Below are 16512 nucleotides of genomic sequence, written 5' to 3'. Positions count from 1 at the left end.
AATAAAATTATGCTGTTAGAAAAAATAATTTCAATTTCCGGAAAGCCAGGACTTTATAAATTAGTTTCTCAACTAAGAAACGGATTTATTATTGAGGATGTTACTTCTAAAAAGAAAGTAAGCATTGGAAATTCCAGCCAGGTAAGCTTATTGGACAACATTGCCATGTTCACATTTGATAAAGAGGTTCCTTTGTTTGAAGTTTTTGAAAATATTGCTAAAAACCATGATTATAAGGAAACTATTTCTCATAAAGCTACCGATGCTGAATTAAAAGATTTTATGGGAGTTTCTCTTCCTAATTATGATACGGAAAGAGTATATACTTCCGATATCAAAAAACTGGCGCAATGGTATAATATTTTACAGAAAGCAGGATATATTACTCCTGAAAGTTTTGTAAAAGCTGAGCCTGAAACTTTAGATCCTGTACAGGAAGAAGCTACTGAAGCTCCGGCTCCGAAAAAAGCAGCTCCAAAAGCTGATAAACCAGCGACTCCTAAAGTAAAAGCTACTTCAGCAGCTAAGTCTGCTCCGAAAAGCACACATACTAAGAAAGGATAATTCATTGATTGAATTAACAGATAAAAAACCTTGCCGGACCTTCCCGGCAAGGTTTTTCTTTTTATCAGAAAAATACTCTTAAATTTGTATAAACATCAACTGTTACCTATGAACACTAAAGAAGAAAAATTAGAAGCTTTTGGAAGATTACTGGATATCATGGATGACTTACGGGAAAAATGTCCATGGGATCAGAAACAAACCCTCCAGAGTCTTCGCCATCTCACCCTTGAAGAAACCTATGAGCTTTCTGATGCCATATTACAGGATGATCTTATGGAAATAAAAAAGGAATTGGGGGATGTATTACTTCATTTGGTGTTCTATTCAAAAATAGGGTCCGAGAAGGGCAGTTTCGATATTGCTGACGTCATCAATTCCTTGAACGAAAAGCTTATTTTCCGCCATCCCCATATCTATGGAGATACTGAAGTAAAAGATGAAGAGGACGTAAAGAAGAACTGGGAAAAGCTGAAACTGAAAGAAGGAAACAAATCTATTTTAGGTGGAGTTCCCAAAAGCTTACCGAGCATGGTAAAAGCGTACAGAATTCAGGATAAGGTAAAGGGGATCGGTTTTGAATTTCATGATGCGGAAGATGCATGGAAAAAGGTGGATGAAGAATTAAAGGAGTTTCATGAGGAAACGGATCCGGATAAAAAAGAACAGGAATTGGGAGATGTATTTTTTTCAATAATAAATTATGCGAGGATTGTGGGGATCAACCCGGATTCGGCGTTGGAAAGAACGAATTTAAAATTTATTTCCCGTTTTCAGAAGATGGAGGTTTTAGCTCAGGAAAGAAACCTTAAGCTGGCTGATATGTCTTTGGAGGAAATGGATGTTCTGTGGGAAGAAGTTAAAAAACTAAGGTAACGGTATGAAAGCAGATCATCCTATCCATCATCGTTTTCAATATCTTATTGAAATGAAGAAAACCGAAAGGAAGTGGCATTTTCCTGTACTGGCAGCATTATGTATAGGAAGCTGTCTGCTGATCGGGTGGCTGTTGGGAAAACCTCATTACGGGAGCCAGTCCAGTATAGGGGCTCTGACTATTTTATATTTTACATCTGCTCCTATTGCCCAGCGTATGGTTCATCTGGCGGTGTGTGCATTCGGAATGGTATTCTCTTTTTCAGTAAGTCTTTTCTTTAGCTTTAATTTTTATTTTGCGACCCTTTCTTTCGGACTTGTTTCTTTTCTGGCTCATTTTATAACTTCTTATTTTAAAATCCCGCCTCCCGGAAATTTCTTTTTTATCATGGCAGCGGCTATGGCGAGTAATTTTCATTTTGATCTGGAAATGATTCCTACAAGAGTGGGATTAGTAGCAATGGGAGCTACTTTATCCTGTACCCTGGCATTCCTGTATTCTATATTGGTGGCCAGAACAGCAGTGGCTTCCTTACCTCGAAGGCACTTTAAAAAGAGAAGATATACTAAGATCGTTGAGAGTCTTATTATAGGCTTTTTTATGATGCTCACTTTAGCGGTAGGTCATATACTTCAGTTTCAGAATACCTATTGGATATCCATTGCGGCAGTAGCTGTTATTCAGGGGAGAAATTTTGAACATGTCCGCCAGAGGAATGTACACAGGATTTTAGGTACGTTTATTGGATTGGGATTAACGTGGCTGTTCCTTTTATTTCTGCCGGAAAAGATAGAAATGATTATTATGATCACTCTTCTTCAGTTTGTAATTGAAATGCTGATTGTGAGAAACTATGGTTTTGCCGTTATTTTTATTACTCCGCTAACGATCCTTTTGGCTGAAGCCGGTGCAGATATTCACCATAACGTTACGGAATTAATGGAAGCAAGGCTGCTGGATACTGTGATAGGAAGTTTAATCGGATTAGCAACAGGTTTTTTCCTGCATCACCAGCAGGTTATTAATAATCTGGAGAAAAATATACGATACTCTTATTTTCAATATAAAAAATTAAAAAAATAGATATGCGAATTCTTGTTTTACTCATATTTCTTTTGTGGAACTGTAATCCCAAAGCACAAGATTCTTCTCATAAAAATGAACTGACAGTGGAGTTTTCCTTACCTAAAAAATTGAAAGAGGTTTCCGGTATTGCTTTGTCCAAAGACCGTAAAACGATCTGGACAATAGAAGATCACGGAAATAAAAATGTAGTTTACGGCCTGGACAGGGAAGGTAAACTGGAAGCAGAAGTGCTTGTGGATGCTGAAAATACGGATTGGGAAGATATTATAAGTGATACTTCGGGGAATATTTATATAGGAAACTTCGGAAATAATAATAATGACAGGCGGGATCTTGCTATTTTAAAATTGGATCTTACCTCACCATCTGCAAGCACCACTAAAGTGGTGCAGACTACAACATTCCATTATGAAGGGCAGACGGAATTTCCTCCTAAAAAATCTGGATGGCTGTATGATTGTGAAGCTTTTGTGGAAATGGATGGTAACTTTTATTTATTTACTAAAAACCGGAGTAAGGGGTTTGACGGAACTTTTTTAGTCTTTAAGGTCCCGAATAAAGAAGGAGATTTTGAGGCCAAGCTTATTGGAAAATTAAAGCTTGACGGTGGATATAATGATGCGGCTATTACTTCTGCAAGTATTAATGCGAAGAAAGATAAGATCGTATTATTGACTCACAAAAATATTCATATCCTTTCGGGGTTTACTGCGGATGATTTTAATGCTGCACGGATAGAAAAAGTTTCTCTTAACCATAATTCCCAGAAAGAAGGGGTTGTTTTTCTTGATGATTCCACTTTACTGATTGCAGATGAAAAAGAGAAGAAGGATGGAGGAAAGGTGTATAGGTTTTCCCTTTAAGAATAAGTGAAGATCATTTTAATATAAAAAATAAATCCTCAGATATTCTGAGGATTTACTGATTTGTAGGGGGAGTAGTTTTTATGGTGTGAGATAAGTGATATAAATATTTCCGGCTGACAGCCTGAAATCCTGTGTATGAATACCCCTTATTCTGAATGTTTCTCCGGTATTAAAGAAATTAATGGAAGAAAGATTATGAGTTACTAATGAGGTACGTTCTCCATGTCCCGTAGATGTTGCTGCAAGTATTGCACTGGAAGGAGAGACTTTCTGGATATAAGATTTAGCTGTACCGGCTGTATATCCGTCAGCGTTTAAGCTGAGGTCATAATTAATATTGGTGACAATATTGTAGTATCCCTGTTTGATTACGGTAAAAAGACCTGTGCTGGAATTATAGGTAAGATAGGCATTGTCCTCTTTATTACTGATGTTATACACGTAAGTTTTTGAATAACTTTCCAGTGCGTTTGTCATAGTATGTGTTCCTGTATAACTGCCGCTGGTAGGGCTGATGGTTGTCTTATTCCCTACGTAAACAACTTTCAGAAAGTTTTCGGATTCTATGCTTCTCCATTCCGGTGCGTTACCCACTCCGTTTGACATAAGAACTTCCCCTTTGTTTCCTGAATTTCCTTTTGTACTTGCTGTACCTCCTACATTCAAGTCTTTTACTACCTGAAGTGAGCCGTTCACATGTAAAGTGTTTTGTGGTGTGGGAGTAAGAATCCCTAGTTGCGCATACGAAATTATAGACACAGCAAAGAAGGCTATGTACATTAGCTTTTTTATCATTTCAATGTGTTTTTTGTTAAATAATTCTAGCAAATATAATTTTTTTAGAATTATTTATTTTTTTAATAATAATTACGATTATGGTTATATGAATTAATTAAGTAAAATATTATTGAATAATAAATTTAATATTGTGTTTAATTTTTAATTATTACTATGGATGTGTTAATTAAAACACTGGAAATAGAATTTATTTATTTTTACTTTAATGAAAAATATAAAAAATATTCTTCATCAGCATAAAAAAAGATCAACCGGATTTTGATTGATCTTTAGCATATAAAAAATACTTTCGTGTTCTAGAATTTCATCCCGACTCCGGCTGATATTCTTCCTCCGTCCGAGCCATAGAAATAATTCAGTCTTGTGGAGAACATTTCTACTATGCTGAGCCAAAATCCTACACCGGCAGATTGATGCCATTTGTGGGAAGTTTCATCATCGTTCCATACCCTTCCGATATCATACCCTACTAAAACTCCCATATTGGTAGGGACCACACGGTTTCTTATTTTTCCGAAGTCCCATCGTATTTCCGAATTATTGGTAAAATAAGATCTGCCGGAAAATCTGTCATTTCTGAAAGCCCGCATTCCGTTGTTACCGCCAATGGCTGCGGCCTGATAGAAATCGAAATTGTTATTATTGATCCACATCACATTACTGGAATTGGCAAATACGAAATCACCCTTCTTATCTATCCGGTGATCTAGGGATAATGTTCCGGATAAGACCAGAAAGTTTTGATTGGTATTCGAAAGATTGGTTTTCCAGTTGGCATTTACCAGGAACTCCATCCCAAGGGTAGGGAAAGCATTATTATCTAAATTTTTATATCCGAATGTATAATTGGCACCTGCAAACTGCTGATCTTTAAATACGCTCGGATTTACATCAGGAGATTCATTGACGAACCGGTTGGCTTTACTCTGGACCTTATTGTTTTCAAAAGTCAGCTGAAACTGATGAGTAAAGTTAAACCAGCTTTTTTTAGATAAGGAGGATGCAAAATGGATTTTTGATATTCTTGCTCTGTTGTACTCCCGTTCCGTATTTTTTTTATCATATTCACTTTCATTGGACAGTCCGAAGAAGTTTTCGGAAAATCGTGGTGTGGTGTAAAGGGCATCAATTCCAATATCCCATCCTGAAATTGCTTTTTTGAAAATTCCTTTATAGGCAAAATTAAATCCGGCGGTCGCTGTATAAAAGTTAGCTTTCAGACTATGCTTCTGGGTATAAGGATCACGGATAAAATTGTTCACGGTATAATTAACCAGCACGCCGATGATAGCACCGTCATCAGGGTTGTAATCGAGATTAGGATAGCCTGCCAGGTAATTGTATTTCGGATGTTTGTAATTATAGGTATTAATATTATAATCATCGGAAATATTTTTGATGGCTGTATCTGCATTATAAGTGTTTTTCTGTGATTTGAAGTCATAGATCCTTACTTTGCTGCCGTTAGATACATTGTAAACATCGTGGTTATAACCTCCGATCAGGCGGATGTTTATTTTTGGATGACCGGTTCCGGAAACTTCATAAATATCGTCTTCTTCCAGGCCATAAATCCAAAGTTCTTTGGTTTTCTTATCTGAGTATACTTTTTGGAATACCAATTCGGGGTTTTGCTTGTTTTTGTCCAGCTTATATTGTTTAACCTCTACCGTATTTTCATTTTTTGTAATGACAAACTTATCAGGATTTACCGTTCCAGCTAAAGGAACTTTTTCCTGAAGGACATCATAATACTGACCGGCATATACTTCTAATTTATCTCTTCTGAGCTTGAGCTTTCTTTGTATGTCTGCAATAGTTTCATCTTTTACTTCTTCGGGAAGATTATCGAAAGCATGATCAATATCGGAATCGGTAAGATTTTTCTGAATGTATTGAGCCTGGGCAATCCATTCCTCTTCCTGGGAAGCTTTTAGGAATATCAGATCCAGGGGATAAGGTTCCATATTCATCCACTTTACATTTTTAATATCTTCCTTAAATGTTTTCATGTGCCGGATAGCCGGTATATTCATTATGATCTTAAATGCAGCTCCGTCATATTTGCTGAAAGCCTGATCCCGGTCTCTCGGAATAGGCTTATAAACGTTTTTATCTCCATCCTTATATTCAGCCCATTTCCATTGGTCGGAATGTCTGTCCCAGTCTCCGATTAAAATATCAAATAACCGTGCTCTTATGTAAGACTCCTTGTCGACAGAATATTTATAGTTTTTGGTAAGATTTTTTAAAAGATCATCGGTTGATATAATATCCTGGGCATTATCCAGTGATTGTAAAGTTTTAGGATCTGAAGAGAATCGTTCTTCGATCATATACATTTCGTCCCCATAGTCCAGATTATATCTTCCGAGTGCGTACTGTTTCGGAATATAGTAGAGTTTGGGATTACTGTGATAAATATTGAGTTTATCAGCCATATTTCCTACTGAAAAAGGAGTGAAAGGATGGCTGGTGGTATAAAAGTCCAGCAGGAATTTTTCTGGGAAAGTCTCTTTAAGCTCATCCCCCAAAGTACTTTTGTTAAAAGCCATATTGTTCAGGAAGCGTATCGCACTTTTTTTAACGCCTCTCATAACAAATTCCTGCCCGTCATTGGCCTTTAATCTTAAGCTGACGGATTGGTTTCCACCACCTTCCCGGAAAGGAGTGAACCCGCCATTCAGTTCTGAAAGATTTCCAATCGGAGCTTTGATGGGAATTCCGTAATATTTTCGGTAATGTTCTCCAAAAAGCCATCGATAAGTTTTACTTTTTTTAATAAGCTTGGGAGGATATACGGTAGAGGTGAACGTTTCCGGTAATGTGTTGGGATAATCATTCACAAAGTCTTTAGGACGTTGGTTTATGCTAATATGGGTAAGCTTTTGTAGTGAGTTATCTTTTGTAGAGAAAAATTCCACATCCGAGCTTTCGTCTTTTCTTATATTGAGAATGGCAAAACCGCTTCCTCCATAGGAGAAATCAGTTTTTTCGGCGATGGTTGCGGGATCGGTTTTAGAGCCGGCACCGCTTACGATCTGTTTAATATTCCCATCAATATGGTACTGAAGGTTATGGTCATGCCCCGAGACAAATATCACATTGTCTTTATCCTGTACAATGCTTTTTAACCTATTGGCCAGTGTGGCATAATGCTGGTTGCTAAGGTCTTCGGGACTGGCTCCTGAGGAACTTCTGAGAACGTTGATAATACTGGCTCCCACAGGAACCGGAACTTTACTTTTTAAAGGGTAAAGATGGGATTTTGCAGAGGTGTAACCTGCATGTAAGCCTGTACTTATAAGGGGATGGTGAAGGGCGACGATTATTCTTTTATTCTGGTTTTTATTGATCAGGTCTTTAAATTCCGTAAAAAGATCTTCTCTGGTCTTGATATCACAGTTTTTGTTGATTCCCGGATACTGATCCCAATTGACGAGTGCCCATTCACTGTCTATAATGATCAGCTTAATATCTTCCGTAAGGCTGATATCGTCGATAGGACATGAGTTTTTAGGTAAAAAAGATTTTTTATCCTTAAGATATTCTTTTACGTATTTTTCCTGTGCTTTTAATCCGTCCAGACCGTGGTACCAATCATGATTTCCTGGTATGACAAGTGTTTTTCCTTTAAAATTTTTGGTGATGAGAAGCTGGTTTTCCAGTTTTTGCCTGGCCAGGGAATAATCCTTATCCGTTTCTTTAGGCATTCCGGAAGGGTAAATATTATCTCCCAAAAATATCAGCATTGAGTTTTTGTCTGCCGAATCCAGTTTCCCTTTTAAAAAATTCAAGGTTTGCTGAGACTGAATTTCATCTGCATTTCCGGCATCACCTACCAGAAAAATTTTAAAGTCATTCTCCGATGGAATTGCGGCATTATGAACCTCCTGTAAGTTTTTTCCTTTTTTTACGTTATAAGTGGCACACGAGACTAAAACTGCGGCTAATAAGAAGAACCTTAGAGGGACTAAAATTTTTTTTAGGTGCATTTTAAAGGATAAATTCATACATTTACATTAAGAAAATTTTGGGGATGAGTATTCTACACAAAGCTAAAGATTATGTTGAAATCTTATTCAAAGATAAGTTATCTTCAGTATATTTTTACCATAATTTTATCCATACCACGTATACGGTAAACAAAGCAGAGGAAATCATGAAGCATACTCCTGTTTCGGAAGAGGACAGGGAGAAGGTTTTACTTGCTCTTTGGTTCCATGATACAGGTTATACGGTAAGCCCTGACGATCATGAAGAAAAGGGGGTGGAAATACTTAAAGAATTTCTGAAACAGGAGAATGTTTCCGAAAGTTATGTGAATGATGTTTCCCGGCTTATCCTGGCTACAAAAATTACCCATGAACCGGAAAACCTTTTGGAAGAGATTGTAAAAGATGCGGATTGCAGTCATTTTGCCAGCCACAATTATAATGATATTTCAGATGCCCTGAGGAAGGAGTGGGAACTTACCAATGTCCGTTGCTTTACCAATGAAGAATGGAATGAGGGAAATTTAAAATTATTAAAGAATAAGCATCAATATTATACCCAGTATGCAAAGGAAAATTGGGACCCTATAAAAAAGAAGAATATTAAAAAAATTGAAAAGAAGCTGGAAAAGGATAATGAAAAGAAAGATTCTTCCGATGATAATAAAGCGGATAATAAAAAAGAAGCTAAATCAGACCGAAGTGTAGATACCTTATTCCGCGTGACCCTGAATAATCATACGAGACTAAGTGATATTGCGGACAGCAAAGCCAATATCCTTTTATCCGTAAATGCTATTATTATATCGGTTTGCCTTACGGTTTTAGTGCCTAAGCTGGATACGCCGAAAAACTCACATCTTATCATCCCGAGCTTTATATTGCTTTTATCAAGTGTCCTTACCATTATTTTTGCTATTCTTTCCACTAAGCCTAATGTCACCAAATCAAGGTTTACACTACAGGATGTTACGGACAGGAAAGTTAATCTTTTATTCTTCGGAAATTTTAACCGGATGCAGTATGAAGATTATATGGGAGCTATGAAAGGGCTTATTCATGACAGGGATTATATTTATGATTCCATGATGAGAGACCTGTATTATCTGGGAAAGGTGTTGGATCGTAAGTATAAACTTTTATCCATTACTTATAAAATATTTATGGCAGGGATTATTATCTCGGTATTGTCTTTTGCCTATGCGTTTCTGACGCTTTAGTAATTCATATAGGAAAAAATGATTGTAAGACAGAGGGTCGGTTGGCTGAAAATGTTATTTATCTGGAAAGGTTCGGTATTGAAGAAAATAATTCTTCAAATCTCTGTTATTACTCTATTTTCCATAATCGTATTGTTGCTTCACGGGAGGATTTATGAATATAAAGTAACACTTAATCCTACCATATTCACTTTAATAGGTCTGGCACTGGCTATTTTTATGGGTTTCTGTAATTCCGCCAGTTATGACAGATATTGGGAAGGGCGTAAGCTTTGGGGATTATTGGTTATTGAAACAAGATCATTCACCAGGCAAGTTCTTACCCTGATTAATAGTTCGTCTCCGGAAGCTGACAAAGAAAAAAAAGAAATTATAAAAATGGTTTCCGCCTTCTGTTGGGCACTGAATTATCAACTGAGAGGAAAAGACGGTAGGGAAAAGATTTCCCAACTTCTTTCTGCCGAACAGTTTGAGCGTATAAAAGATAAAAAATTCTTACCTGTTGCTATTTTAGATTTGATAGGAAAATGGCTGAATGAGCAGAACAAAAAGGGAAATATAGATACCATAGTACTGAGTTTAATGGATCACCAGCTTAATCAGTTTTCGAATATTGTAGGAGGCTGCGAAAGGATTCACAATACGCCGCTGCCTTTTGCCTATAGCCTTTTGATGCATAGAACCGTTTATCTGTACTGCTTTTGGCTTCCTTTCGGGTTGGTAGACAGCCTGGGATGGGTGATGCCTCTGATCGTATTATTGATCAGTTATACCTTTATAGCGCTGGATGCCATTATACAGGAAATAGGTGAACCTTTTGGAGAAGAGGAAAATGATCTGGCTCTTAACAGTATTTGCAGAACTATTGAATTTTCCATTTTTGAACAGGCAGATATACCTCAGAAAGACTATGTGCCTGCCAATACCTATTTTATAGATTAGGCTTTACCAGGCAAACTCTCATGGCAAGAAGTCCCGTTACGCCTTGTAGATCTTCCACCTCAATGAATTCAATATCAGGCTGAAGGATATTCTTTTTCTGAAGCTCTTTGATATATTTAAGATATTCTTTTTTGTCGTTCTCTCCGAAATAGACAATGGCTATTTTTCCCGGCATTGTTAACCTCTCTGATGTGTTTTTGATATGGGCTTTATCCAGTCTCTTTTTTACGATCTCATAATAAGAATTATAAGCTCCATCTACATCAAAGCGCTTTTCGTCCATTCGGAAGCGGATGTTAATAGGCTCATTATAAACGAAAATAAGGGAAGCAATTTCCAGTGAAATAGGAAGGTTTTTTCTGAAGTTTTGAAATTCCTGCTCCATTATACAGATGGTTTCCAGCTGCCAGTATCTTAAATGATGGATAACTTTGGATGTATAATGAACTTCAGGAGCAATGGACTGTCCTATATATAAATTATGTTCCACCCCATCGGATTTGAATCTTTCAAAATAATGGGGGAAAATTTCCTGGGCTTTCAGCTGGCTTTTATCCAACAAATCTGCCAGCTTCCTGTTGGTAAGCGTAATAGAATCATCCAATTTTTTCCGCTGACTGTAAAAAAGATCATTCAGAGCGTAAACCTGACTGAAATAGTGGTCGATTTTATCTTTTATTTTTTTTGAAATTTTCGAGTCCAGTTTGGTTCTTAAAAAAGGATGGATATTCTCCCTCAATAAACGCTGAAATCTCTGCTCGGTATCCGCCTTTATGTCTTTTTGAAGCTCGGCTTTAAAGATGTCGAGGGCCAGAATATATTTCTCCGAATTGGAATTTGTCAGGGAGAAAACTTCATACAGGCAGTCAATCTGCTGATTGAGATCTTCCAGCATCAGATAAAATCTTTTCTCCGAAGAAGATCTTATATCTGAAAAGCCAAATAACGGAGTCAGGGTTTTAAAGGTAATCTGCCCCAAGCTATAAATTCTTTTTGAAAGGCTTGCATTAAAATATTTTTCCGCTTCTCTTCTGAATTTCCACACCACACTGTCATGGATAGTGGTGTACTCCCGCTGAATAATAGCCTCTATCTGATTATTTTTTTCTATGTTGAATCTCATCAGGGAGAACAGGATCATATCAGACAGGAATTCCAGCTTTTTAAGTTTTAATCCATTCAGGCTGTTGGGAGTGGATGAGGTGAATTCCATAATAGCCAGGAGCTCATTGTCCTTCATAATAGGAATTACCATAAAGCTGTTGATCTTGTTTTTTTTCAGGGTGGTAAAAGAAGGCTGCTTTTTTATTTCGTGATCCAAATGATCGGTATTGGATATTACGACCGGTTTGGGATTGTAGTTGAGGTTATCGAAAGTGGCCTGGCGTATTTTCTCATCCAGCGTGTTGATCCAGAAGTCTAAAATGTGATTGGAAAAAACATTTTCATAGATGGGAACATTTTCCAGTTTTTTATCTTTCTTATTGAATAGCATCAGCCCGAAATTAAGGTCTGCAATATCAAAATAGGATCTGAATATTTCCTTAAGGTCAGCATCCGGAGCAGGATTTTCCATGTCTATTTTGATCATGGTGGATTTCAGATCGGACAGGGCAACTTCAGCCGTACAGTCTACCAGAGAAATAATTGTAAAGCCGCTCAGTATCCAGGACTGGGAAGGAAAATGCTTTTTCCACAGGGAGAAATCATCCAGGTTTTCCAGGAGCATATCAATCGTTTCTTCTGATGGAATCCTGGTGTTTTTATCAGGAAAAACTTCCGTGAAATCTGAATTGACCGTTATTTTATAATGCTTCATTATCCCTTCCTTATTCGGGATGTCATAATAAAAAGGCATTGAGCTTTTGATATCCTTTTTAAAATAACTTTGTAAAATCAGGCAGCAGCAAAATACATAAAATTCGTCATCACTTATTTTCCGAAGTTCTATTTCAAAATCTTTTCCGGCATCCTTAAGGATATTTTTAAACCTTTCGGTATAGTTGAAGGTGATGTTTGATAAAGGAATACTTGCTGCTTTTATTTCATTATGGGTGAGCCCCGTCGGAAATAAATCTGCGAGTAAAAGCTGTATAAGGTCAGCATGTTTTGTTAATAAAGAAATATCCTGGAACCCGTTTTTTAATTCCTGGAACTTTTGGGTTTTCTCAATTAATGATTCTGCATAATTAACCCGGTATTCCAGTCTGTCATTATAGCGTATATGCTCTAAAACATCCAAGTATTTTTTGAATGAAATATAAACCTGAAAAGGAGCGTCTTTTTTGTAAAGATTTGACAAAAGCTAAATTTTAAAGTAAAGTTATAAAAAAGACTGGGTCCGAAAAAGGGGTATATCCTTATTTTTCCTTATTTAATTTCAATTCTCTCCACGGAATTGTTCTGAAAAAAAAGTGATAAGGTTTTATTTTTCCTCCACCATTCGGTTTTAATGGAATAGGTCCAGGTGTTATCCGGGAAAAAATTAAATTCGTCTCCAAGCTCTTTGAGGATCTCATTCTTGGTTTTGCCTATCAGGTATTCATATTTTTTCATCATAATTAGTAAATTTTTATATCATCAGTATTTTATATAGTGTTAGGAAGGCTTATATTAAAGAGAGCGGGACTTTTAAAGCCCCGCTCATAAATTAACTTATTTATTAACCTTTATTAGTTAGCATAATTAGTATCTACTAAATAAGTTTTATTGATGTTTTTCTCTACATAGTCTATTGCAACTGACATCGCATTACCGAATAATATCCAGTCAGCACCCTGTCCTGAAGGTACATTGGCTGTTACGATTCCAGTTCCATTATACATTGAACCGGCAGTGAAGTTGGCTGTTGAGAATCCAATTGGGCTGTAAGTACCATTCCAGTTGTTTCCTAACGTAGTACCCCAGTCCGGGAACATGAAGAATCCTGGAGCATAAGCTAAAGTAGTTCTTTCATTTTGTCCTCCGTTGGCAGGTAACTGTACCAATCCACCAAAGTTGGCAGGAAGGGTAGAAGGATTAAATCCTAACCAGGATGCATTATCATCCGTTATATAGAACATTCCTCTTGCATCACCGAACGGACCATTCAGATATGGATTATCGGCAGTAGAAAGTTTAGCGGCACGGATGGCATAGTCATCACCATTTGCGTTCCATGCTAAAGAAGCTCCATATGCCCAGTTTAATGGATTAAGTAAATAATTGGCATTATCATTCTGATCCTGAGAAGATACCTGGAAGTAGAATCCTTTCTTATTTTTGATAAAGTCAGCAATAACAGCTGCTGCATCAGCGCTCCAGTCAGCATCCCAACCGGCGATGATAATTTCTACACCATTGTTATTAATCAGGTTTTGTAATGAGGTTGCACTTTGGTTACCTACTTGTTGAATAGTATATCCTTCAATTGGCACTTTACCGTTAGGACCGAAGTTAGCAGCATTATTTAATGCACTTACCACACAACCCTGACATCCCATACCACTTACGATAAGGATAGATTTTTTCTGGTAAACCGTAGTGACATTTACATTACAAGTCGCTGTGGTAGCAGCACTGGTTGTAATAGTATATGCGTTGGTTCCTCCGCTTGTAGGGGTTCCTGTTGCATAAAGGACCATATTATAAGTACCTGTACCTGCAAAAGTACCGCTACCTGAGAAGCTGATACCGTTTACGGTATTTGTAGAAGCAGTCCAAGGACCAGCCTGGCTTACCGTTACAGGAACCGTTATCGTATTGGCCGTTGTAGTGGCTACTCCGGAATAGAATGTACCCTGAACACTAGCACCGCTACAAGATAATGTAAAGTCGGTAGCTGCAGGAGCTATATTCACCAATACCTCACAAGCGATACCGGACATACCTGTACCTGAAATAGAGAATGGTGTGTTATTTCCTGAACCTGTAGGGGCGTTTCCACTGGACGTAAGTGTTACTACGTGGCTTCCTGCTGTAAGATTAAGGTTGGACGCTGTATATTTAACTCCGTAAACCGTATTGGACTCGAAGCTGAATACACCAGGGTTAACAACGTTTATTTTGATCTGAATTGTTTTTCCTGCAGTAGATACACCCTGCTGAAGAGCATCAGAGTAAGCATTGGTTCCACAATAAGAATTATCAAATTCAAACTGCTGGGCTGCCGGAGCTACCGTAACCTGTTTTGTACAGCCAGGATCAAATAATTCTCCGTTCACAGTAAGAGGAACATTAAATGTACCGGCAGCTGAAGGAGTTCCTACAGCCGGAATATTAAGCGTATAAGTTCCTGCAGTTGCAAAAGTACCACTGGTCTGGAAGAAGAATCCGTTTCCGCTGTCTCCGCTGATCTGATAAGTCCCCGGTTCAATTACCTGAACGGTAAGGCTGATATAGTTTCCTGAATTTACGGAAGAACCTTCAGTATAAGTTCCGTTAACAGTCCCTGCGGCACAGTCTGCTGCTGTGATTTTTAATTCTGCCTGACCTGTATCTCCACACATGGATTTCCATTTATCTGTTTTCCAGAAATTGAAGCATCCTTCATCTGAATTCCAGATCAACAAAGATTGGGCAGGAGTGGTGATCGCATCTCTCTGAATTTTAGATAACCTGGGAATTAAAAGACCTTTATCCCCTGAATAGATATCCAGTTGTGCAGTCGCATCAGGAGTTTTGGTGTTCACACCTACCTGCGCCATTTGATAGATATTTTGTGTATTACTGTCTGCACCCAGATTGGTGGAAACACTGTTCCAAGGTTCGGTAGGAACTTCGGATATAGCATTTTGTAACTGGTCTATTGTTGCCCATAATTTCCATTTAGCAGCAATAGCATCGTAGAAGAAATACCCGATTTGTGTTACATCTACCGTTTTTGGAGATGTAGTCAATGGAACTTCCGTAACGAAAACAATAGCACCGTTCTGATCCGTACCATAGGCAGAATCTTTTGCGATCAGCTGGTCACCGGTAAGTCTTGGTGCAATGATACCATCCGATACCGAGGTTTCTGCAGGATTTCCCACAATATCCAATGTGGTTTTTGGAACCTGCGTGTTAACTCCCACCTGGGAGAAAGCCATTGATGTGGCAAATGCCGAAAATAAGATGGCTAAAACTTTTTTGTTCATTTTTATTTGATTTCTTAATTAATTATATTCTCATATTATAATGGGTGTTGCCTATAAAAAATTAAGAATGGGCGGAGGTCTCACTTTGAAAACGCTTTTTGATAAGGATAGGATAGCCCGGCTTGATGCAGAGGCTACTTTATTGTTTTTTTTGAATTTAAAAAGAATAACAATCAGGAGATTTTTAACCAGTCCTAATACCTGATTATAAGATGGAGCAGAAATAAAAGCTGCTGAATGGCTTGCATTATTGGAAAAGTAAGTATCAGAAGATGAGCTCTGGATCGTTGCCAAAGGCTTTATCTTTCTAATTTTTATTTCTTTGACTTCTTTCTTTTTGGGCTTTTTTTTAGGTTTTTCCTTACTCTTACTTTGGGGCTGGTCTTTTTCTTTTTCATTTCTGATGTTGATTTTTTCCAGACCATAAACTACCGTCCCTTTTCCTATATAAATGAGGGGGGAAGACGCTGCAGGAGCTATTTTTGACTGTTTTTTAACATACAGTGAATCACTGTTACCCTTTGCCAAGCCCGTTGCATACATACATGAACATGCTAAAGTGGAAAGCCACAATAGAAATGTTTTACCGAATATGGAATTTGTATGTTGCATTACGCATCAAGGGGTTAATGAGTGTGCAAAGGTATTCGGAGTGATAAGTCTAAAAAAGAGAGTCTAAACGAGAAGTGAAAAATTATTTAAATGCCTTTAAATAATTGATTTTTAATTTAATAGGCATATGATTTATGATAAATGTTTGCTCGGGTAATAAGTAGAGGGCAAGAAAGTGGGACCTGCGTGTCTTATAATAAGTTTATATTTTGAATGATTACATTATATTAAATATATACCATACATGTTTTTGCAAGGTGTGCATCAGGGATTTTGAGGGGACTAATGAAGAAAATTATTGTTATGATAAACCCTTTGTGTTCGGAAGAAAATTAAATAAGCATGTATCTATAACTTTTTCAGGAGTGTGCTTACTCTAATTCTTTAGGGTTTCAGTCGGCTTTATCATAAATAGAATTACAGCTCTGTGGTTTG

The 16512-nt window shown here is 37.4% G+C and carries 12 protein-coding genes; 6 read left to right on the top strand and 6 right to left on the bottom strand.

Going from position 1 to position 16512, the window contains the following annotated elements:
* Positions 1–9: 9 nt before the first annotated feature.
* The 4 genes from ABJ974_RS13615 to ABJ974_RS13600 all read left to right on the top strand — a co-directional run bounded on the left by ABJ974_RS13615 (position 10) and on the right by ABJ974_RS13600 (position 3390).
* Entirely contained in the window at positions 10–564 is a 555-nt protein-coding gene (locus tag ABJ974_RS13615) for a DUF5606 family protein (protein WP_419868782.1), read from the top strand.
* Positions 565–672: 108 nt separating this feature from the next.
* Entirely contained in the window at positions 673–1440 is a 768-nt protein-coding gene (gene mazG, locus ABJ974_RS13610) for a nucleoside triphosphate pyrophosphohydrolase (RefSeq protein ID WP_419868781.1), read from the top strand.
* Between the two features lie 4 nt (positions 1441–1444).
* Complete coding sequence (locus ABJ974_RS13605; RefSeq protein WP_419868780.1) at positions 1445–2524, top strand: FUSC family protein; 1080 nt, start codon at positions 1445–1447, stop codon at positions 2522–2524.
* 2 nt (positions 2525–2526) lie between these two features.
* Positions 2527–3390, top strand: coding sequence for a hypothetical protein (locus ABJ974_RS13600; protein ID WP_419868779.1), 864 nt, complete (start codon positions 2527–2529; stop codon positions 3388–3390).
* 81 nt (positions 3391–3471) lie between these two features.
* Here the strand turns inward: ABJ974_RS13600 and ABJ974_RS13595 are convergent, their stop codons facing one another.
* Positions 3472–4188 (bottom strand): hypothetical protein, encoded by a 717-nt coding sequence (locus ABJ974_RS13595; protein ID WP_419868778.1) that lies wholly within the window; start codon positions 4186–4188, stop codon positions 3472–3474.
* Between the two features lie 299 nt (positions 4189–4487).
* A complete protein-coding gene (locus ABJ974_RS13590) occupies positions 4488–8186 on the bottom strand; it encodes a metallophosphoesterase (RefSeq protein ID WP_419868777.1) in 3699 nt (1232 codons plus the stop codon).
* Positions 8187–8230: 44 nt separating this feature from the next.
* Between ABJ974_RS13590 and ABJ974_RS13585 the strand changes: the two genes are divergently transcribed.
* Entirely contained in the window at positions 8231–9406 is a 1176-nt protein-coding gene (locus tag ABJ974_RS13585) for a Pycsar system effector family protein (protein ID WP_419868776.1), read from the top strand.
* Between the two features lie 18 nt (positions 9407–9424).
* Positions 9425–10348, top strand: coding sequence for a bestrophin family protein (locus ABJ974_RS13580; RefSeq protein ID WP_419868775.1), 924 nt, complete (start codon positions 9425–9427; stop codon positions 10346–10348).
* Here the strand turns inward: ABJ974_RS13580 and ABJ974_RS13575 are convergent.
* The 4 genes from ABJ974_RS13575 to ABJ974_RS13560 form a co-directional block, all read right to left on the bottom strand.
* On the bottom strand, positions 10338–12650 hold the full coding sequence (locus ABJ974_RS13575; RefSeq protein ID WP_419868774.1) for a GAF domain-containing protein: 2313 nt from the start codon (positions 12648–12650) through the stop codon (positions 10338–10340). The two genes, ABJ974_RS13580 and ABJ974_RS13575, sit on opposite strands and share 11 nt — an antisense overlap.
* A gap of 68 nt (positions 12651–12718) precedes the next feature.
* Positions 12719–12907: a hypothetical protein gene (locus ABJ974_RS13570; protein ID WP_419868773.1), complete on the bottom strand. Its 189-nt coding sequence runs from the start codon at positions 12905–12907 to the stop codon at positions 12719–12721.
* A gap of 113 nt (positions 12908–13020) precedes the next feature.
* On the bottom strand, positions 13021–15465 hold the full coding sequence (locus ABJ974_RS13565) for a hypothetical protein (protein ID WP_419868772.1): 2445 nt from the start codon (positions 15463–15465) through the stop codon (positions 13021–13023).
* Positions 15466–15516: 51 nt separating this feature from the next.
* Positions 15517–16077, bottom strand: a complete 561-nt coding sequence (locus tag ABJ974_RS13560) for a hypothetical protein (protein WP_419868771.1) — start codon at positions 16075–16077, stop codon at positions 15517–15519.
* Positions 16078–16512: the final 435 nt, after the last annotated feature.

This window comes from Chryseobacterium sp. CT-SW4, assembly GCF_048572715.1.
Classification (GTDB): Bacteria; Bacteroidota; Bacteroidia; order Flavobacteriales; family Weeksellaceae; genus Chryseobacterium.
Note: the sequence above shows the minus strand (reverse complement) of the source record. Positions and strands in the feature narration are given on the sequence as shown.